Source organism: Virgibacillus sp., from assembly GCF_013393565.1.
GTDB lineage: Bacteria > Bacillota > Bacilli > Bacillales > Amphibacillaceae > Virgibacillus > Virgibacillus dokdonensis.
On sequence record NZ_JABXHF010000023.1, the window covers coordinates 14,244 to 33,363 of the forward strand.

The 19,120-nt window shown below is 36.7% G+C and carries 17 protein-coding genes and 1 riboswitch; of the genes, 4 read left to right on the forward strand and 13 right to left on the reverse strand.

The window, feature by feature from the left end; genetic code table 11:
• Positions 1-74: 74 nt before the first annotated feature.
• The gene (gene metK / locus HLX49_RS06760) at positions 75-1,280 is read right to left on the reverse strand and encodes a methionine adenosyltransferase (protein ID WP_296361067.1); all 1,206 of its coding nucleotides are present in this window, start codon (positions 1,278-1,280) and stop codon (positions 75-77) included.
• A gap of 335 nt (positions 1,281-1,615) precedes the next feature.
• A riboswitch (SAM riboswitch) is annotated at positions 1,616-1,728 on the reverse strand.
• A 326-nt stretch (positions 1,729-2,054) separates the two neighbouring features.
• Between metK and pckA the strand changes: the two genes are divergently transcribed.
• The 4 genes from pckA (at position 2,055) to HLX49_RS06780 (ending at position 6,661) form a co-directional block, all read left to right on the forward strand.
• Positions 2,055-3,641: a phosphoenolpyruvate carboxykinase (ATP) gene (pckA, locus tag HLX49_RS06765; protein ID WP_296361068.1), complete on the forward strand. Its 1,587-nt coding sequence runs from the start codon at positions 2,055-2,057 to the stop codon at positions 3,639-3,641.
• Positions 3,642-4,063: 422 nt separating this feature from the next.
• Positions 4,064-5,053 carry an ABC transporter substrate-binding protein gene (locus tag HLX49_RS06770; RefSeq protein WP_077703222.1) on the forward strand — a complete coding sequence of 330 codons (990 nt, stop codon included), beginning with the start codon at positions 4,064-4,066 and terminating at the stop codon, positions 5,051-5,053.
• Positions 5,054-5,065: 12 nt separating this feature from the next.
• Entirely contained in the window at positions 5,066-5,857 is a 792-nt protein-coding gene (locus tag HLX49_RS06775) for an ABC transporter ATP-binding protein (RefSeq protein ID WP_296361069.1), read from the forward strand.
• 3 nt (positions 5,858-5,860) lie between these two features.
• Positions 5,861-6,661 (forward strand): ABC transporter permease, encoded by an 801-nt coding sequence (locus tag HLX49_RS06780; RefSeq protein ID WP_077703220.1) that lies wholly within the window; start codon positions 5,861-5,863, stop codon positions 6,659-6,661.
• Between the two features lie 218 nt (positions 6,662-6,879).
• On the opposite strand, the gene ytkD is transcribed toward HLX49_RS06780, so the two are convergent.
• From ytkD to HLX49_RS06840, 12 genes are all read right to left on the reverse strand, one after another.
• Positions 6,880-7,347, reverse strand: a complete 468-nt coding sequence (ytkD, locus tag HLX49_RS06785; RefSeq protein ID WP_077703219.1) for an RNA deprotection pyrophosphohydrolase — start codon at positions 7,345-7,347, stop codon at positions 6,880-6,882.
• Positions 7,348-7,590: 243 nt separating this feature from the next.
• Positions 7,591-8,121: a hypothetical protein gene (locus HLX49_RS06790; RefSeq protein ID WP_101933743.1), complete on the reverse strand. Its 531-nt coding sequence runs from the start codon at positions 8,119-8,121 to the stop codon at positions 7,591-7,593.
• Positions 8,122-8,256: 135 nt separating this feature from the next.
• Positions 8,257-8,568: a hydrolase gene (locus tag HLX49_RS06795; RefSeq protein ID WP_077703217.1), complete on the reverse strand. Its 312-nt coding sequence runs from the start codon at positions 8,566-8,568 to the stop codon at positions 8,257-8,259.
• A 257-nt stretch (positions 8,569-8,825) separates the two neighbouring features.
• Positions 8,826-10,175, reverse strand: coding sequence for an MATE family efflux transporter (locus tag HLX49_RS06800; protein WP_077703216.1), 1,350 nt, complete (start codon positions 10,173-10,175; stop codon positions 8,826-8,828).
• Between the two features lie 418 nt (positions 10,176-10,593).
• Positions 10,594-11,061, reverse strand: a complete 468-nt coding sequence (locus HLX49_RS06805) for a hypothetical protein (RefSeq protein WP_101933742.1) — start codon at positions 11,059-11,061, stop codon at positions 10,594-10,596.
• Positions 11,062-11,256 (reverse strand): helix-turn-helix transcriptional regulator, encoded by a 195-nt coding sequence (locus tag HLX49_RS06810; protein ID WP_077703214.1) that lies wholly within the window; start codon positions 11,254-11,256, stop codon positions 11,062-11,064.
• A 285-nt stretch (positions 11,257-11,541) separates the two neighbouring features.
• Positions 11,542-11,982, reverse strand: a complete 441-nt coding sequence (locus HLX49_RS06815) for an OsmC family protein (protein WP_101933740.1) — start codon at positions 11,980-11,982, stop codon at positions 11,542-11,544.
• 314 nt (positions 11,983-12,296) lie between these two features.
• Positions 12,297-13,745 (reverse strand): o-succinylbenzoate--CoA ligase, encoded by a 1,449-nt coding sequence (locus HLX49_RS06820; RefSeq protein ID WP_296361070.1) that lies wholly within the window; start codon positions 13,743-13,745, stop codon positions 12,297-12,299.
• Positions 13,746-14,145: 400 nt separating this feature from the next.
• On the reverse strand, positions 14,146-15,000 hold the full coding sequence (gene menB, locus HLX49_RS06825; protein ID WP_296361071.1) for a 1,4-dihydroxy-2-naphthoyl-CoA synthase: 855 nt from the start codon (positions 14,998-15,000) through the stop codon (positions 14,146-14,148).
• 1 nt (position 15,001) lies between these two features.
• Positions 15,002-15,802, reverse strand: a complete 801-nt coding sequence (gene menH / locus HLX49_RS06830; RefSeq protein ID WP_077703210.1) for a 2-succinyl-6-hydroxy-2,4-cyclohexadiene-1-carboxylate synthase — start codon at positions 15,800-15,802, stop codon at positions 15,002-15,004.
• Positions 15,802-17,550: a 2-succinyl-5-enolpyruvyl-6-hydroxy-3-cyclohexene-1-carboxylic-acid synthase gene (menD, locus tag HLX49_RS06835; RefSeq protein WP_101933739.1), complete on the reverse strand. Its 1,749-nt coding sequence runs from the start codon at positions 17,548-17,550 to the stop codon at positions 15,802-15,804. Before menD ends, menH begins: the two co-directional genes overlap by 1 nt.
• A complete protein-coding gene (locus tag HLX49_RS06840; protein ID WP_077703208.1) occupies positions 17,547-18,941 on the reverse strand; it encodes an isochorismate synthase in 1,395 nt (464 codons plus the stop codon). Before HLX49_RS06840 ends, menD begins: the two co-directional genes overlap by 4 nt.
• Positions 18,942-19,120 lie beyond the last annotated feature (179 nt).

A 19,120-nucleotide genomic window follows, 5' to 3' on the forward strand; every position in this document is an offset into this window, starting at 1 on the left:
CTTTCTTACCTTTCCTTACAGTAAAACAAAAACATGACCTCTCCAGCGACCGAAAAGTCATGCCCTTGCTCACTCTACTGCTGTTCTTTTACTAATGCAATTAATTCTTCTACTTTGTCCGTTTTTTCCCAAGGAAATACAACATCTGTACGCCCAAAGTGACCATATGCAGCTGTATTTCTAAATATTGGCTTTTGTAAATCAAGCATATGAATAATCCCAGCAGGACGAAGGTCGAACAACTTCCTCACAGCTTGAACCAATACTTCTTCACGAACGATTCCTGTTCCGAACGTATCAATAGCAATTGACACCGGTTCTGCTACACCAATCGCATAAGCAAGTTGAACTTCACAACTCTTAGCTAATTTTGCAGCGACAATGTTTTTTGCAACATACCTTGCTGCATAAGCGGCAGAACGATCTACTTTCGTTGCATCCTTACCACTAAATGCCCCCCCGCCATGTCGTGCATAACCACCATACGTATCCACAATAATTTTTCTTCCAGTTAAACCTGCATCACCTTGTGGGCCACCTATTACAAATCGCCCAGTTGGATTGATAAAGTATTTTGTTGTTTCATCTAACAAATGTGCTGGGACTACTGGAAAAATAACATGCTTTAATAAATCTTTTTCAATTTGTTCCACAGTTGCATCTTGATGGTGTTGCGTGGAAATAACGATGGTATCAACTCGAATAGGCTGCCCTTCTTCTCCATATTCTACGGTTACTTGTGTTTTTCCATCTGGTCTCAAGTAATCCAAGATACGCCTTTTACGGACATCTGACAATCGTTTAGCTAACTTATGTGCTAAAGAAATCGGTAGTGGCATTAATTCTTCCGTTTGATCGCAAGCAAATCCAAACATTAAACCTTGGTCACCAGCTCCAATAGCATCAATTTCTTCCTCGCTCATTCGTCCCTGTCTTGCTTCCAATGCCTTATTTACGCCTCCAGCAATGTCTGGAGATTGCTCATCTATTGCCGTTAATACAGCACAAGTTTTAGCATCAAAACCAAACTTTGCTCGCGTATAACCTATCTCCTCAACCGTTTTTCGTACGACTGCTGGGATGTCAACATAAGTAGTCGTAGATATTTCACCTGCCACTAATACAAGACCTGTCGTAACGGTTGTCTCGCATGCAACACGAGCATAAGGGTCCGATTGTAATATTTCATCTAAGATAGCATCAGAAATTTGATCTGATATTTTATCAGGATGACCTTCTGTTACAGATTCAGAAGTAAATAAACGTCGATTCGTAGCCATTTTGCTACTTCCTCCTTTAAAATCAGATACGGAACTCTATATAACGTGAAAATTTACTTAACTGGATGTTTTCTCTGACACACGATAAACAAAAGAAATCTAAAATGATCATTATTATAAGATATGCATATATAATGACAAGAACAAACACTTCTAGTTATCCTGCGCTAGATTACCTGTATACATTTAACAATAGAAAAGCTTGGCTTAAACGCCAAGTTCCTATGGCGAAAGCGGTAGTCTTCCTTATACTATAAGCCCTAATTTTATACTTTTCTACAGTATAAAAAATCCCTTCCTGCTTATCATGAGGAAAGGGAATAGCGATCCTTTCGCTCTTATTGTTCAAGGTTTCGTATGACCTTGCATCAGGTTAGCACCTTTTCACAAATGTGTGATGGTTGCTGGGTTTCTTAGGGACTGTCCCTCCACCAACTCTGAATAAGAGATCCGTTCGCAATTCAGCTTACCTAAATAGTAGGTTCCTGTCAATTAATTTGGGTGTATTTTCAATCACTTTACCCACATACTATTAGAAAAACTTAGCTCGTCACCCAGTCTTATGAAGAAAGCCTTTGTTTTCTTTTATTATATAAACCCTAAAAATTTATACTTTCCTATAGTATAAGAAACACCAGAGAGGCATACTAATTCTTCTTTAATTTTTTATATTTTATCATATTTAGTATGGACTATTTGAATAAATGTGTTATACTATTTACAGATTAAACACATGAACATGAATAAATTTGAGTTAAAAGGCAGGTATTTTTAATGAAAACGGTAGAAAAATCATTTGTAACCGAATTATATGCACATCCTTATTTGTTGTCGAATTTATCTGTACCACAACTTGTAGAAAAAATTTTAGCTAGAAAAGAAGGAAAGTTATCAGCAACTGGAGCTGTTCAATCTGAAACAGGAGCTTATACTGGTCGCTCTCCTAAAGATAAATTTATTGTAAAAGATGAAATGAGCGAAAAGTATGTTGATTGGGGAACGGTAAATCGTTCTGTTAGCGAAGAGACTTTCAATAAGCTTTATCAAAAAGTCGTTGCCTATTTAAAAAACAAGTCGGAAATCTTTCATTTTAAAGGATATGCTGGAGCAGACCATGAATACCGTCTTCCTTTGCAAGTGATTAATGAATATGCATGGCACAATCTCTTTGCCAGACAATTATTTATCACACCTACGAAGGAAGAACTAGAAAAGCATCAGCCAGAATTTACTGTTATATCTGCACCAACATTTAAAGCTAACCCAAAAGTAGACGGTACAAATTCAGAAGCATTTATTCTTGTATCATTTAAACAACGTATTGTATTAATAGGCGGAACCGAGTATGCTGGTGAAATTAAAAAATCTATTTTTTCCGTTATGAACTATTTATTGCCACAACGTAATGTATTATCGATGCATTGCTCTGCTAACGTAGGTAATGAAGGTGACGTTGCCTTATTTTTTGGTTTGTCAGGAACAGGAAAAACTACGTTATCCGCTGACCCATATCGTCGTCTAATTGGTGATGATGAGCACGGTTGGGGGCCTAATGGTGTATTTAATATAGAGGGCGGATGTTACGCTAAATGTATCAATCTATCGCAGGAAAAGGAACCACAAATTTATGATGCCATTAAATTTGGTACAGTATTAGAAAACGTCGTATTGGATGAACAATCTAGAATTCCTGATTATGATAACACAATCTTAACAGAAAACACACGCGCAGCATATCCGTTAGAGAACATGGATAATATTGCAATTCCTAGTATGGCAGGACACCCAAATACAATTATTTTTCTAACTGCAGATGCGTCCGGAACATTGCCTCCAATTAGTAAATTAACAAAAGAACAGGCTATGTATCACTTTCTAAGTGGCTATACGAGTAAACTAGCAGGTACAGAAAGAGGTGTAACAGAACCACAGGCGACCTTTTCAGCTTGTTTCGGTTCTCCGTTCCTCCCGTTAGCACCATCTAAATATGCCGCTATGCTGGGGGAGAAAATTGACGCCTATCAATCAAATGTCTTCCTCGTTAATACTGGTTGGACAGGAGGATCCTACGGTGTAGGAAAGCGTATGAAGCTATCTTATACACGGGCTATGATTCATGCTGCTCTAGAAGGAGAATTACATGGCGTAGAAACAACAAAAGATCAAGTTTTCGGATTGGTAATTCCAATGCATGTGCCTGGAGTCCCTGATGAAGTATTAATTCCGAAAAACACGTGGCAAGATAAAGCCGCTTATGACCAAACAGCAAAACAGCTTGCAATGAAATTTCATGAGAATTTCAAACAATTTACGGAAGCTCGTGAAGATATTGCTAATGCTGGCCCTATTTTTAAGGGTTAACTCATGTTTCCTCATCCCAAAAGGAATTTTATATAAAGTATTACCTAGCAGTTACTGCTGCATATCGACCTCAATAGGAGGTCGATTTTTTATTGTATAGAAATTTATAAAATGAGGTGTTGTGGATAATGAAAAAACCGAATAGTCTCGTCTGCTCCATCATCTAGCAATTAGGCGACTTCACTCCATTGATCGATAAGTCATCATCGAATCATCCCCTCACCGTAATTCCTTTATGTCCGTTAATTTTTTCCATTCGCTACGTTGCTAAACGGGCGCTTGCTCCTTATAGGAAAAACAAAGGCTTTCGCCATAAAACTTGGCGACAAGCCAAGTTTTTCTAATTAACTAGGCATTCACACATTTTTCTATCCAATCATAAACTGTTTTGACGAATGAAATTATAGAAAGGAGCAAATAGGATGAAAAAAATTCTATTTTTCCTGCTCTTCAGCAGCATACTCTTGTTTTTAACAAGTTGTAATAATGAAAACTCCAATAAGAAAATTCAATTAGCTGAAGTTACTCGTTCCATTTTTTATGCACCGCAATATGTCGCTTTAGAAAAAGGATTTTTTAAAGATGAGGGGTTAGATGTAGAATTGCAAACCACATGGGGTGGTGATAAAACGATGACTTCCCTATTATCAGATGGATCGGATATCGCTTTAGTTGGAGCGGAAACGTCTATTTACGTCTATGCTCAAGATTCAAAAGATATTGCTATTAACTTTGCTCAACTAACGCAAACAGACGGAACTTTTTTAGTAGCAAAAGAAGAAAAATCAAATTTCAGTTGGGATGAATTAAAGGGAACATCATTTTTAGGACAACGTAAAGGCGGCATGCCACAAATGGTTGGAGAATACGTACTTAAACAGCAAGGAATTGATCCACATGAGGACTTAAACTTACAACAAAATATTGAGTTTGCTCATATTCCTAGTGCATTTGTGTCTGGAGATGCTGAATATGTACAATTATTTGAACCAACTGCGAGTGCATTTGAAAAAGAAGGAAAAGGCCATATTATTGCTTCTTTCGGAGAAGAATCAGGAATTGTTCCATATACCGTTTATATGGCAAAACAAACCTATATGGATGAACACGAAACAGAGATGAAGGGTTTCACGAAGGCTATTTACCGCGCACAACAATGGGTTGCAGAGCAGCCTGCAGAAGAAATTGCTCAAACGATTCAACCTTATTTTGAAGATACAGAGTTAGAAATGCTAACCTCATCTATAGAACGCTATAAAAGTCAAGGTTCCTTTGCAACGGAGCCATTATTACAAAAAGATCCATGGAATAACTTGAAAAACATTATGGAAGAAGCGGGAGAATTACCAGAAGATGTAGCTTATGAAGAACTCGTCAATACAACATTTGCAAAGGATGTATTACAAGATTAAGGGGAGTGTGTGATGACACTTTTAACATTAGAAAATATTACTCATTACTACTTTTCTAAGCAAGGAGCTACAAAAGCATTAAAGGATATTTCTATATCTATTCAAGAAGGGGAGTTTATTTCATTATTAGGACCAAGTGGTTGTGGGAAATCGACGATTCTTTCTATTATGGCAGGTATTATCCAGCCTACAGAAGGAAATGCTAGCTTAAAAGAAAAAGCAATCCAATCCCCTTCTTCAGAAATAGGCTATATGCTGCAACAAGACTATTTATTTCCATGGAAAAGCATATTAGATAATATCCTTTTAGGGCCGAAAATAAATCAGACAGCTACGAATAAAATAAAAGAAAAAGGTATGGAGCTATTACAAGAAGTGGGAATAGAGCATGTAGCTGCTGCATATCCTGATGCATTATCAGGAGGGATGCGGCAACGAGCAGCCCTCGTACGAACTTTGATCAATGACCCGATGATTTTACTGTTTGATGAACCTTTCTCTGCTTTAGACTACCAAACAAAGTTAAAGTTAGAGGATTTAGTCGCAATACTGTTAAAAACATACCGTAAAACAACCGTACTTGTTACTCATGATATTGGCGAGGCCATTGCTATGAGTGACCGTATCTTTGTCATGGATACAAACCCTGGAACCATATCAAAAGTATTTGACGTACCTATCGAGCTACGTAATGAACAACCATTTCTAGCAAGAAGGCATCCTAAATATCAGCTATTATTTGTTAAGGTATGGGATGAATTGGATAATCGCAAAAATATCGACTTCTTAGGAGGAGGTAAATAAGGGATGGCTCAAAGCAATGCCGAAGAACAATTATTTCAACAATATTTATCCTCTGTCCAAAAAGAAAAAAAGCATGTGCTTATTTGGCAACTTTTAATCCTAATCAGTTTTGTATTCCTTTGGGAGATCGCTAGTCGATTTTACTGGATCGACCCACTATTGTTTAGCTCTCCTTCTACGATATATCAAGTCATTGTAGATAAGATGAAAGATGGGTCACTTCTTGCACATATGCAAGTCACTTTATTAGAAACAGTCGCTGGATTTTTGATTGGAACTATTGTAGGTATTTTCCTTGCCACCTCCCTATGGTTTTCCAAGCGTTTATCTAACATATTAGATCCTTATCTTGTTATCTTAAATGCTATGCCTAAAGTAGCATTAGGTCCGATAATCATTGTTGCATTAGGGCCGGGATATGTATCCATTATTGCAATGGGAGCCATTATATCCGTAATCATTACAACACTTGTCGTCTATTCAGCATTTAATGAAGTAGACCCTAATTACGCAAAAGTACTGCAAAGTTTTGGAGCAACTAAACGGCAAATTTTTCAGCACGCCATTTTCCCTGCCACATTACCAACGATGATTTCTACACTAAAAGTAAATGTTGGGCTTTCCTGGGTTGGCGTCATTGTGGGTGAATTTCTTGTTTCAAAACAAGGGTTAGGTTATTTAATTATTTATGGCTTTCAAGTGTTTGACTTCTCGCTTGTTATGATGAGTTTAGTATTAATAGCTATTTTTGCAGCTATCATGTATAAGCTTGTAGAAAAAATAGAAAGCTGGTTAATCAAATAAAACAGGCTTGAAATGCAGCATCGACTTGTAACCCCGTAAAAGCTGTGGTTTCTCGTACACTAGATACTATTAAAGATCTATACGGCAGAAATTACTGCCGTATAGATCTTTAATAGAAAAGGCAATTGCATGTTTGGAAAACCTCACCAAAACAACGATGGACTATAAAACCATATATGGCTATACAGCGAGCTCCTAGTGCGTTTAACATACTTATTTCACAACTGTAAGTTCAAATGTGATAAACAATACGTTAACACACCGTCTTTCATCATAAAACTGTACTCTTCACGTTGCTTCACATCTACAGGGATGTGTTCTAGTAGAACAGGTCCACAAGTTTCATAATATGTCTTTTGTTTCTCCAATGAACAAATTGTTGCGAAATAGACATTTTTAATGACATTTTCAAACTTACCAGAAACAAAATATTGACCAACATAGCTTATTTTTTCAACAATGCCTCCAGTTTCTTCTTTAATTTCTCTAATAGCTGCTTCTTTTGCACTTTCCCCTCTTTCTACTTTCCCTCCTGGAAATTCCAATCCCCTTTCTTTATGCTTCGTCAACAGCCATTTATCTTTATATACGCATATGACCCAAACATGAAGCGGAGAATTAGAATAGGGTTGATCTGCAAAGGATAATTTTACTTCATTATGGTAATAATCTTTAAATGTATACATTTTTTCAACGCCTTCTCTAGTACTTCATTACCTTTAAATGAATTTCATTTTCGTGTTTCATCACAAACACTATTTATCTGACAACCCATTCCGGTAAAATCCCTAACATTTCTATAAAAACTGTAAGCTGTAGTAGACAAGCCTCTATCCCTAGTCTTATATGGATGAAATGTCCCCATATAAAAATATGCCTATACAGTTACTACAATATTGGTCCATTTTACCATTTTGATGGCATAAGATTCATTTAGGATATTCAATATTTGTTATTTTCCATTGTTTATCAAAGGAAAATGCGAATTTTATTGTGTAATCTCCATAAAAAGTTGTTTCGTTTGTTTGTGTTACAATAACTTGATTATCACTTTGCTCAGTGATTTCATAAGGCTCCCCTTTTAAAAACCAAGCCGGCTTACTCGTTGGACGAAGGTACAGACCACCACTCTTTTCCCTATAATAATACTCTACAAAAGGTTTAGCAACTGAATATGTAGCAACGGAGCTAAACTCTTCATACAGATCTTGTTTAGAACCTAATTTCTTCACACGATAATTTCTATGAATAGGTTGCAGTAAAATATCCATAAATTGTTCTGTTATGTTCGTTATTTTTTCTTCCGTTAACGGGTTGACTTCTGCATTAACAGTAGCTTGCGCTGTTTCTTTTAGCGCATCTCCTGAAGCAGTTGGCGTTTGTATATGCAATACTACAAGCGATAATAACATGATAATGATAAGCAGGGTCGTGCTATAAACGATGCGTCGTTTATTCATCTCCAATATACCTCCTTGTGTGAGCAAGATTCATTTCCCTGACTATTCTATTCCTGTCTATACCAATAGATAAACCTTCACTCACACAAATGGCATAATAAATTAAATTTTAACGGTTCTTCTTTTGTCTTGTAATTACGTATCTAAAATGCCCATTTCTTGAATATGCGCTCTCGTTTTTTCATCTCCTAAATCATGTACAAGTTTGAACGCCTTGATCATATCACTGTCATACTCATCATTTGCTGCATCATTATGGTAAGGAACTGCTGGAATATGTGCCCGAAAGAATGAACGTATTCCAGAAGCATTTGCTTCATCAAAGGCTTCACGTAATTGTATAATTTCTTGCTCCGTTGCGTAAATAACAAATTCATCATTATTGTGATACTTCACCCTTGATATTTCTCCTGATCCCATTTGAACGTAATATTTTTGCTTTTCCATTTCAAACACCTCCTATCGTATAGTGTTTCTTTTTCATTAAAAAGCATGTATGGAAAACCAATACGATACGTACATATCATTTGCCAATCTTAATCGTTAATAGCGCCTTTTTAGACAACTTATTACCTATTTAAGAAGTTAAAAACTTGGTTGATCGACAAAACAAGCTGTTGTTTACACCAAAATTCATCCTTTCCTAGAGCGTAAAAAAACTCGCTATAATTAGCGAGTAAATAATGTTGATCAATCTTCATCTATTAAAAGCCTCTTATCTCTAATTGATTATGCATAACTCCTTTTCTGGCTACCAATAAAAGTACAAGAGCAACGATCGTCTCCGACACTGGTAGTGCAAGCCAGACACCTGTAGTTCCTAATAACATTGGCAAGATAAGAAGCATAGCAATTAATAAAATAAATCCTCGGAACAGCGTTATGCCCACTGATGGACGAACGTAGCCAATAGATTGATAGTATGTCATATAAATAAAATTCACTCCCATAAACAAGTACCCTAAGAAAAACAATTTAATCCCTCTTACAGCCAGGTCTTTAATTTCATTGGAATCGACCCCAAAAATAGATACAAGCAAATCCGCACCTAAGTAACCAATAACTAGAAATAAACCACCAAGCAGAAAACCGGTTATTTCTGCAATTTTCACTGTTTCTTTAATAGAAGTAAATTTTTTGGCCCCATAATAATAACTAATCATAGGTTGAATGGATGAACCTATACCGATAAATGCGAGTAACATAAAAGTATGCAAATAGTTAATTACTGAAAAAGCTGCCAGCCCATTTGTACCAGCATAATAAGCAATGGCAATATTGTACCCCATTACAAAAACACCAATACCTGCTTCGGATAAAAAGCTAGGTAGACCAATGGCGCTTATTTGTTTCAAATCGGCCTTCTTCCAGACTATTTTTGTCAATTTTAGACCAGAGCCTTTTTTAAAGAAATGCAACGAATAAATGATTAAACCAATAAGTGTTGCCACTGAAGTAGCAATCGCAGCTCCAGTAACTTCCCATTCAAGGATAAATATCATTACGTAGTTTAAAATAACATTAACAATGGCTGCCACAATTAAACCGATCATCGCTAATTGTGGGTCACCATCATTTCGCACGAAAATACTTAAACATACTTCCAAAGCTAAGACTAATGAAAACAGAAACAAAATACGCATATAGTCTAAAGCATAGGGCAATGTTTCAGCATTTGCTCCAAAGAGCCTTGCTAAAGGCTCCATAAATAGGAGCCCAAAAACACTAATACATAGGCTTATTATCGTTACAAGCACGATAGAAATGGTGTATAAACGCTTTGCTCTCTCTTTATCGCCAGACCCAACTGCAATGGAGTATAACGTCCCACCACCAACACCAATTAATAAAGAAATGGAAATAATAATTGAAAAAACAGGAACTGCTATATTTACACTTGCTAAAGCAAGGGAGCCTACACCATTACCAACAAATATACCATCAATGACGATATTTACGGACATAAGCATCATACCTAGAATAGTAGGGAGAAAATACTGAAAAAAGCTCTTTTTAACAGGCTGACTCCCTAATTTTTGTTCAACTATGCTCATTACATCACCCCAATTCAAAGCTACTACTCTTATTCTAATTTCGTATTCATAAAAAGTCCATTTTAAATGACTGATTAAAAAAGAAGCACATTTGAGAGAACAAACGATCGGAACGCCCGTTTAACAACGTGGCGACTAGGAAGCATCAACTAAAGATTTAGGAATCCTCCCACTAAAACAGGGGTATGCCGATGTCGGGCGGTAAGCCCCTGTTTATTCGACCTTCCTCTTAGGCACGGATTGAAGTCTTAGCTTAGGGCGATGGAGTGAAGTTGCCTAGTTGCTGCAGCGGACGTAGTTAATCAGTTATTTTCTTATCCCGAAGCTATCTCCTATAGTACAAAAAAGCGACGTTTATTTATGTCACTTTTTAATTAAGTCATTCTATTCATTAATTGGTTTACACATATACATTGGATTAATCCAATAAGTCTTTATTTTTCTTGTATGATTTTTTTAATGAAAGACGATCAAAAATAAAGTAAAAAATTGTAGCAAGTATCGATGGACCTATGATATCTAAAACACCTATCCAATTATTTGGAATACCTCTTGTAACAAACATTACTATACTGAAAATAATTCCAAAACGAATCGATTGACTATACACTTTCCTTTTAGCTTTGTTGTAATTAATCTCACCTGCTATCTCTGCATATTCCATACCTGACAGAATATAGCGTACATAAGTGTAAAATAAAATAAAACCAAAGATAAAAAATGCGGTCAAATATCCACCCATATGCCAATTGAACCAGCTACCGGCGAATAAACATAGCATCAGTAGGGCTGAGACAATAACAGCTACTTCAGCTAAAATGGTTACTATTCGCATCTGCTTATATTCATCTTCCGGTAAAAAAACATGTATAAAAGAACGTTTCATTTATGATTCCTCCCAAAATAAATCATCTAATGACTTTCCTAACTCCTTCGCTATTGCAATACATAAGTTTAAACTTGGGTTATATTTACTTTTTTCAATAAGGCCTATCGTTTGTCTTGTCGCATGAACTCTTTTGGCAAGTTGAGCCTGTGTTAACCCTTTCTCAACTCGTGCCAATTTTATTTTATTTGCCATGATCCACCACCAAAAGTAATATATATATAACTTAATGCAATTTATATATTACATTAATAACCCATGTAAGTCAACTTCTTTGTGAAAACTAATTGTTCTATTGTAGTTACTCTAATATTTACAATTAAACGAACTAAGATTACAAAAAGGGCAATATCATTTTTTTTAGCTAATATACACTTTTCAATAAAAACATGTTCGTTCTAAAGCGAAAAACGTGCGATTGTCAAAAACATAAAAGCAAGGATAGGGAGCATCCCCTATCCTTGCTGAAGTAAAACAGCATTATTCGATAACAATGTTATTTAACTTTGTATTAACTGGATTTGCCAATGTATCCCCTACTGGGCAAGTATCTTCAATAAATGCAACAAACTCTTTTACTTTTTCTTGAGGTGCGTCGGTTTTTATATGCACGTTGTAACGGATTTCCGAATAACCTTTTCTCACATCCGCTTTGTGCATAAAACCATCTGGATCTAAGTCACCTTCCAATTCAATCCAAAAGTCACTAAATTCAATATTAAATTTTTTAGCAAAAACTCGTGCAACAATTGCTTGACAAGCTCCAAGAGCACCAAGCACTAATTCCACTGGGTTCATTCCCGTATCTGTACCACCTAAGTTCTTAGGTTCATCGACTGTAATTTCAAAATTTCTTGATTTAACTTTAACTTGAACACCATCCTGCAGTTGAGCAGTGGCTCGAAATGTAGATTTAGCCATAATAATAACCACCTTTTCTAGATATTATTTACTAGGATAGATTAATTATACAACGTAATCTTCAAATATTCTATAGATTAATTGTGAAATAATGAACATATTTATAGGTAAATTCGGCTCTTTTTGAGCTAAAATATTGACAATATATTTTTATTAAGATCCTTTGTTGAACTAAAGCTTCATTAGGTATAAAGAAAAAGTCTACACGATGTTCTAAATGATAGAAAAACCACCACTCTTATTAATTTTAAAAAATAGGAGCTGATCTAATTTACCTGCTAGATCGCTCCCATCTATTTAAACAGAGTAATAATTCACTTTATTAATTTCTTCAACTCTAGACGAACTAGCTTATTAGAAGCATTACGTGGTAAGTAATCTACCTCATGTATTTCTTTGGGGCGTTTATAAGCAGCTAAATGTTCGGTTAAAAAACATTGTAGTTCCCCATGGTTGTAGGTTTGATCCGTTACAATAAAAGCAACTGGAACCTCCCCCCATTTCGGGTCAGCTTTACCTGTCACACCAACTTCTTTGATACCCGGAAAACGTGCCATTGTGCTTTCTACTTCGGAAGGATATACATTTTCTCCACCAGAAATAATTAAATCACTCCGCCTGTCAACCACATATAAGTAACCTTCCTTATCCAAATAACCTAAATCCCCTGTAGCTAGCCAACCATTGTGAATGGCATTTACTGTTGCAGATTCATTATTATAATAGCCGTTTGTAACCATCGGTCCCTTAACAAATATTTCACCAACTCCGTTTTCATCCGGTGTATTAATTTTTAATTGCGCCGGAAATAAAGGTTTTCCCGCAGAACCAATTTTCTTTAAAGCATCTTTAGCACTTAATGTAACAATCTGTGAAGCCGTTTCAGTCATCCCAAAAGATTGGAAAACTGGTACGTTTTTTTCTTTCGCTTGTTCCAACAAAGGTTTTGGAGCTGGCCCTCCGCCTAATAACATACAGCGTAAATATGCAGGATATGAATCTTCCCCTAACTCGTCTAACAATTGCTGCAGCATAACGGTTACTACGGAAATCATTGTTATTTTTTTTGTTAAAATCACATGATGCACCTTTTTTCTGTTAAACTTTTCTAATAAATAGACAGTCATCCCATAGATAACACTACGTATCAGAATGGACAGACCACTAACATGGAATAAAGGCAATACAGCTAACCACTTATCTTCTTTTTGAATTCCTAGATTTAGTGCACTCCCTACCGCACTCCACCAATGATTTCCATATGTATGTACCACTCCTTTAGGAAAACCTGTTGTGCCAGATGTATACATCATCGTAAACGGCGTCTGCAAATTTATTTCTGTTGCTAATTTCACATCTTTTGGCTGTAAATGATTAACAGCAGTAAAACATAGGCTTTGTGAGAAAGGTATTTCTTCGGACAGAGGAGCTAATGATCCATCATAAAGTAAGAATGACACTTCAGCGTCTTTCAATTGATAAGTCAATTCCTCACTTGTTAATCTACTATTTAGTAAAACAACTACTGCCTGCAAATAACTTAATGCATGAATGGCAACTACCATCTCCTGTTTATTCGTTGAAAGCACCGCAACATGAGTTCCGCTTGACACGCCTAAAGCAGCCAATTTTCTAGCATAATTCTGACTACTTTCCTTTAGCTGTTGAAATGTAAGTGTACTTCCATTACCATTTTGAATTGCTATTTGCTCAGGTGATATCTCCGCCTGCTTAGTAAGCCAATGCGGTATTACTGTTTGCATATTTAACACCTCTTTTCATTTTGCATTAGAGAAACGGCTACAAAATTATTATTCAAATAGATAGTTACTTTCATAGTAACTGGTTCATATCTGTAAGCCATAACCAGTTTCCTGATAGTACAAAAAGCCTTTGCTTAGGATTGGAGCAAAGACTTTTTGTATAGCAGTAGAAAACGAACCTACCTTCGGTAATTCCGACCATTACTTCATGCTATTGAATACCGCAAGAGTTAATTAAAAACTTTTTGTGCGCTCTGTTAGCTCCTACTTAAAGTGTTATATAAATCTTGTTATCTATTCTAAAAGTAGAGCCTTACAGCACATTTTACATGGCGAACATATGTAAGAAGCTTAGAATTATACATTTACTTCAGCTACTTCCTTTAAAACAGTTTTTAAATTAAGGAAAGCGAGGAAACTTTTTAAAGTTTGGCTGCCTTTTTTCTTTAAAAGCATCTCTTCCTTCTTTTGCTTCTTCTGTTGTGTAGTAAAGCAGCGTTGCATCGCCGCCCATTTGTTGGAGTCCAGCTAGCCCATCTGTATCTGCATTAAAGGAAGCTTTTAGGAAACGCAATGCAGTTGGAGATTTGGATAACATTTCCTCACACCATTGAATCGTCTCTTCTTCTAATTTTTCCAATGATACAACTGTATTAACTAAACCCATCTCATAAGCTTCCTCAGCATTGTATTGACGGCATAAGTACCAAATTTCTCGTGCACGCTTATGACCGACCATTCTAGCAAGCAAGCCAGCGCCATAACCAGCGTCAAAACGACCTACTTTCGGACCAGTTTGTCCAAAAATAGCATTGTCTGCAGCAATCGTTAAATCACACACGACGTGCAAGACATGTCCACCGCCAATAGCATACCCAGACACCATAGCAACTACCGGTTTTGGAATTGTACGAATTAAGCGTTGCAAGTCTAATACATTCAATCTTGGCACTTGGTCACTACCTACATAACCACCATGCCCACGTACTGATTGGTCACCACCTGAACAAAACGCCTTGTCCCCTTCTCCTGCTAAAATAATTGCACCAATGTCAGAATCATCTCTCGCATCCGCAAATGCATCAATCATTTCATTTACAGTTAATGGAGTAAACGCATTTCGCTTTTCAGGGCGATTGATCGTTACCTTAGCGATGCCATTATATTTTTCATAAAAAATTTCTTCATAATCTCTTACTTTTTCCCATTGTACTGCCACGATACTTCCTCCTTTAAAATGTATGTAAGCAGACATTTTATGTTAAACTTTCTAAATGTCTACTTACTATTTTACCAAAAATATTCGGTTTCTCCACGTGAATTGCATGTCCAGCATCAGGAACCATATGATGCACTGCATTTGGCAAGATGCGAGACATTTTCTCCATAATAACACAATACTTTTGATCTAACTCACCAGTTATTAGAAAAGCAGGCTTATCCATGGAAGCTAATTCATTCCAATAGGACCGCTGTGTACCTGTCCCCATAAAGCGGAGGGAATCAGCAAGACCAACAGCAGATTGACGCATGCGTTCTTTTCGAATTCTGGTTTGATTATTGGTGGACATTTTTTGTTGCGTAGAAAATAGGGGGATGTTTTCCCAATAGGAAACAAACCATGCTAGACCTTTTTGTTCTATTTTCTTTGCTAATTCATCATCTGCTTGTTTTCGTTTTTGCCGCTCTAGTAAATCTTCAAGACCTGGAGAAGTACTTTCTAATATAATACCATTGACCCATTCAGGATAACTTATTGCAAATGCAATGGCTGTTCTTCCGCCCATAGAATAACCAAGCAGATGAACAGGTTCAAGCTGTAAATATTGCAATAGTGAAGCAATATCTCTACAGCATGCTTCCATGGATTTATGTTTCGCGTTCGTCTTTCCATGTCCTGGAAGGTCAATCGTGATAACTTGCCATTCTTGCTTCCATTTCGTTATAAATGGTTGCCACGTTTCACTACTACCCGTAAATCCATGTAATAAAACAAGGGGATATCCTTCGCCATCTATTTCATACCAATACGTAGCATCATTTGTGGAAAAGTACACTATCTATTCCTCTCCTCCAAAATTTCCTGTTCAATGGCCTGCCATTTCGTTTTGTGCCAGTTGGCATTCATGTCTCTATTTGTTTTCACTTCAATTACGGACAGACCTTCTCTGTTGTAACTTTCAATGAGTTTCTGCTTCACATCCGCTTCTGTTTTTGCATGCACATAATAACCTCCATACATATGAACAACATACTTGAAATCGATATGTAAAGGTGTACCGAATAAAGCTTCAAAATGTTTTTTATCATCAGCCTGCGATAAAAAGGAAAATATTCCACCACCATTATTATTAATTAATAAAATAGTCAATGGCAATTGGTAATGCATCGCCGCATGCAGCCCATTCATATCATGAAAAAAAGATAAATCGCCTAATACAAGCGTAACTCTTACCCCAGCCGCACAAGCGCCTAAACCAGAAGATACAACACCATCAATACCATTTGCCCCTCGATTGGCAAGCACTTCTATTTGTTTATCTGTTTTCCAAAAGAACGAATCTAAATCACGAATTGCCATACTGTTGCCTACAAAAATTGTGCTCTGGTTTGGAGTTGAATCCATGACAGCACGAATCGCTTCCCCTTCTCTAATTTCAATATCTGATTGGTCATTTAAATGCATCTTCGCAATGTCGTTAAATTGCTTCCACAATTGCAACCATTCTTTTGATGTAGTTTCAGTCCCTGCATCTGCTAAAGCCTCACAATAAGTAGTTGGTTCTGCAAAAATAAACGTCGTCGGATTATTGGTTGGTTCGCGGAAACCTTCATCATTTTCAACGACCATTTGAAGTGCATCCTGGTGTTGCTTCACATAGAAAGAATAGGCTTTCGAAACAGGCATGGCTCCAAAACGAATAATAAAATCAGGCTTTAGTTTTTCCCGAATGGTTTTATTACGCAGTAGCGCATCATATCCTTCAATAATTACATCAGAAACATGAGCCCCAGATCGAACTTGCGATAAAGGGTCAGCTAAAATAGGAAGTCCCCACTTCTCAGCAAGCTTCGTAACCGCAACTGGAAAATGCAAATCTGTTTGCGGTCCGCATACAATAACCCCTCTTTGTTTACCTGCTAATTGACGCAAAATTTCTTCCACTTGCTGTTTAGACAAATGCTTTTTCCCTTCAAACGTCGGTAATATGGGACTTGTACAGGAAATATCATTTATTTCCCATACATCATTAAGACTAAAATCCACCATTAATGGTTCACGAAAAGGAAAATTCAAGTGAACAACTCCCTGATTTCCTTCCTTCGCGATATGGTAAGCGCTTGCCGCTTTATTTCGCACATAATGTAGCATGGCAGTTCCTGCTTCTGGAAGTGCCATTTCGTGAAACCATTTCACAAAATCTCCATACATTTTTATTTGATCAATTGCTTGAGGCGCGCCTATTCCTCTTAATTCATGTGGCCTGTCAGCAGTTAACACGATGAGTGGAACTCGACTATGATAGGCTTCCACAATTGCAGGATAATAATTGGCTGTCGCTGTTCCAGAAGTACAAACAAGTACAACAGGACGTTTCGTTTTTTTCGCAAGTCCTAACGCAAAAAAAGCAGCCGACCTTTCATCAATAATAACCCAATCCTTTATTTCTTTATGCTCAGCCAGTGTTAGCGCTAATGGCGTGGATCTAGATCCAGGAGAAATAACAGCGTCTGTCAAACCATTAACAACTAATTCATCGACAAAATTCGTCACGTATCGCGTCAAAACTTCTGTATGGTTCATGCTTGTCCTCCTAAAACAGTCAGCATTGGTGAAAATTTTATTTCAGTTTCCGCAAATTCTTCTTCTGGATCTGAGTCCTTCACGATTCCACAGCCAGCAAATAAAGAAGCTTCATCATCTTGGATTAATGCTGAACGAATAGCTACAGCAAATTCCCCATATTCATTACTGTCTAACCAACCGACTGGTGCGCCATACCAACCACGATCTAACCGCTCATTATTTCGGATAAAAGTCATAGACAAATCTCTGGGAACTCCCCCTAATGCAGGAGTGGGGTGCAATTCTTTAATGACATTAAAAATAGTATAACCATCTTTAAGTATTCCCGTAACAGGTGTATATAAGTGCTGTAAATTTTTTAATGGATAAACTACTGGTATATCTGGTATTTGCACATCTGTACAATACTTATTAATGCCTTGCTTTATCATCTGCACAACAAAGTCATGTTCTTCTCTATTTTTAGGATCGTGGAAAAGCGTAGCAGCAATTCGTTGATCTTCCTCCACTGTAGCGCCTCTTGGAGCAGTTCCTGCTAAACAGGTGGATAACAACTCCTTTTTCTCTATCCTTACAAGTCGTTCGGGAGTAGCGCCTACAAAGCAACTTTTATCACTTTGTTCAAAAGCAAAAATATAACTATTAGATTGTTTATCAATTAAATCACTTAGCATTTGACTAATATCAACTTGCTTACTAAACGTAAGTCGCATTTCTCTTGCAAGTACAATTTTATCCATTTGCTTTTGTTGAATCTCTTGCTTCGCTCTTTGAACCGTTTTTTTCCATTGTTCTGGAGCAATCACCTTTTTATGAATAATTTTGGGTAAGTCAAGCTGCTCTTTTACAGTTTGAAACAACTTTGTCTCCACAGCTTCTATCGCTTTCAATAGCTGAATCGGATGATCGTCTTTACATACTTTTATGTTTATCGTTAAATAGAAATCACTATTATTTTTCGTCAATATATATTCTGGGATTTTAAATTGAAGTCTTGGAAAATCATTCCACAGATCCGTTCTAGGTTTCTTTGGGTCAAAGTCTAGCCCACCTAGAGTCACTAACCCTGTTCCTGGAGCTTTAAATGGATTATAAACCCATACATCATCTAATAATTTTTTCCATGTTTCTTCTATATATTGAAAACGATCTTCGTTCGCATTTATTTCAAACACATTTCCAACACCGACAATGGAAAATGCATCCTTTGTACTCATCCAAAAACAACGCTCTTTATTTAACTTTGCAGCAGATGCAAAGAAGAGAACGGGATCTTGTGCTTCTACTCGTTTCGTAATACTTACAAGTTGTGTCCTTTGCTTTAATCCCATCTGGTTAATAGCCTCACGCAAAAGTTCTTCAACTTGCTGACCCTGTACTTCTATCATTTCAATTAACCTCCGTTACACTCACAATGACAAACTTTCTACTTCATTTTATTCTCTTTTTCGGTTATTCTCAAGGAAATCAATCGCAAGCGTTGACACTATATCGTAATTTCCATAGAATTAATATGATTCATGTTCCAGGCGTCTTAACAAAACGAGTGTTAGGTCTATGATACTAC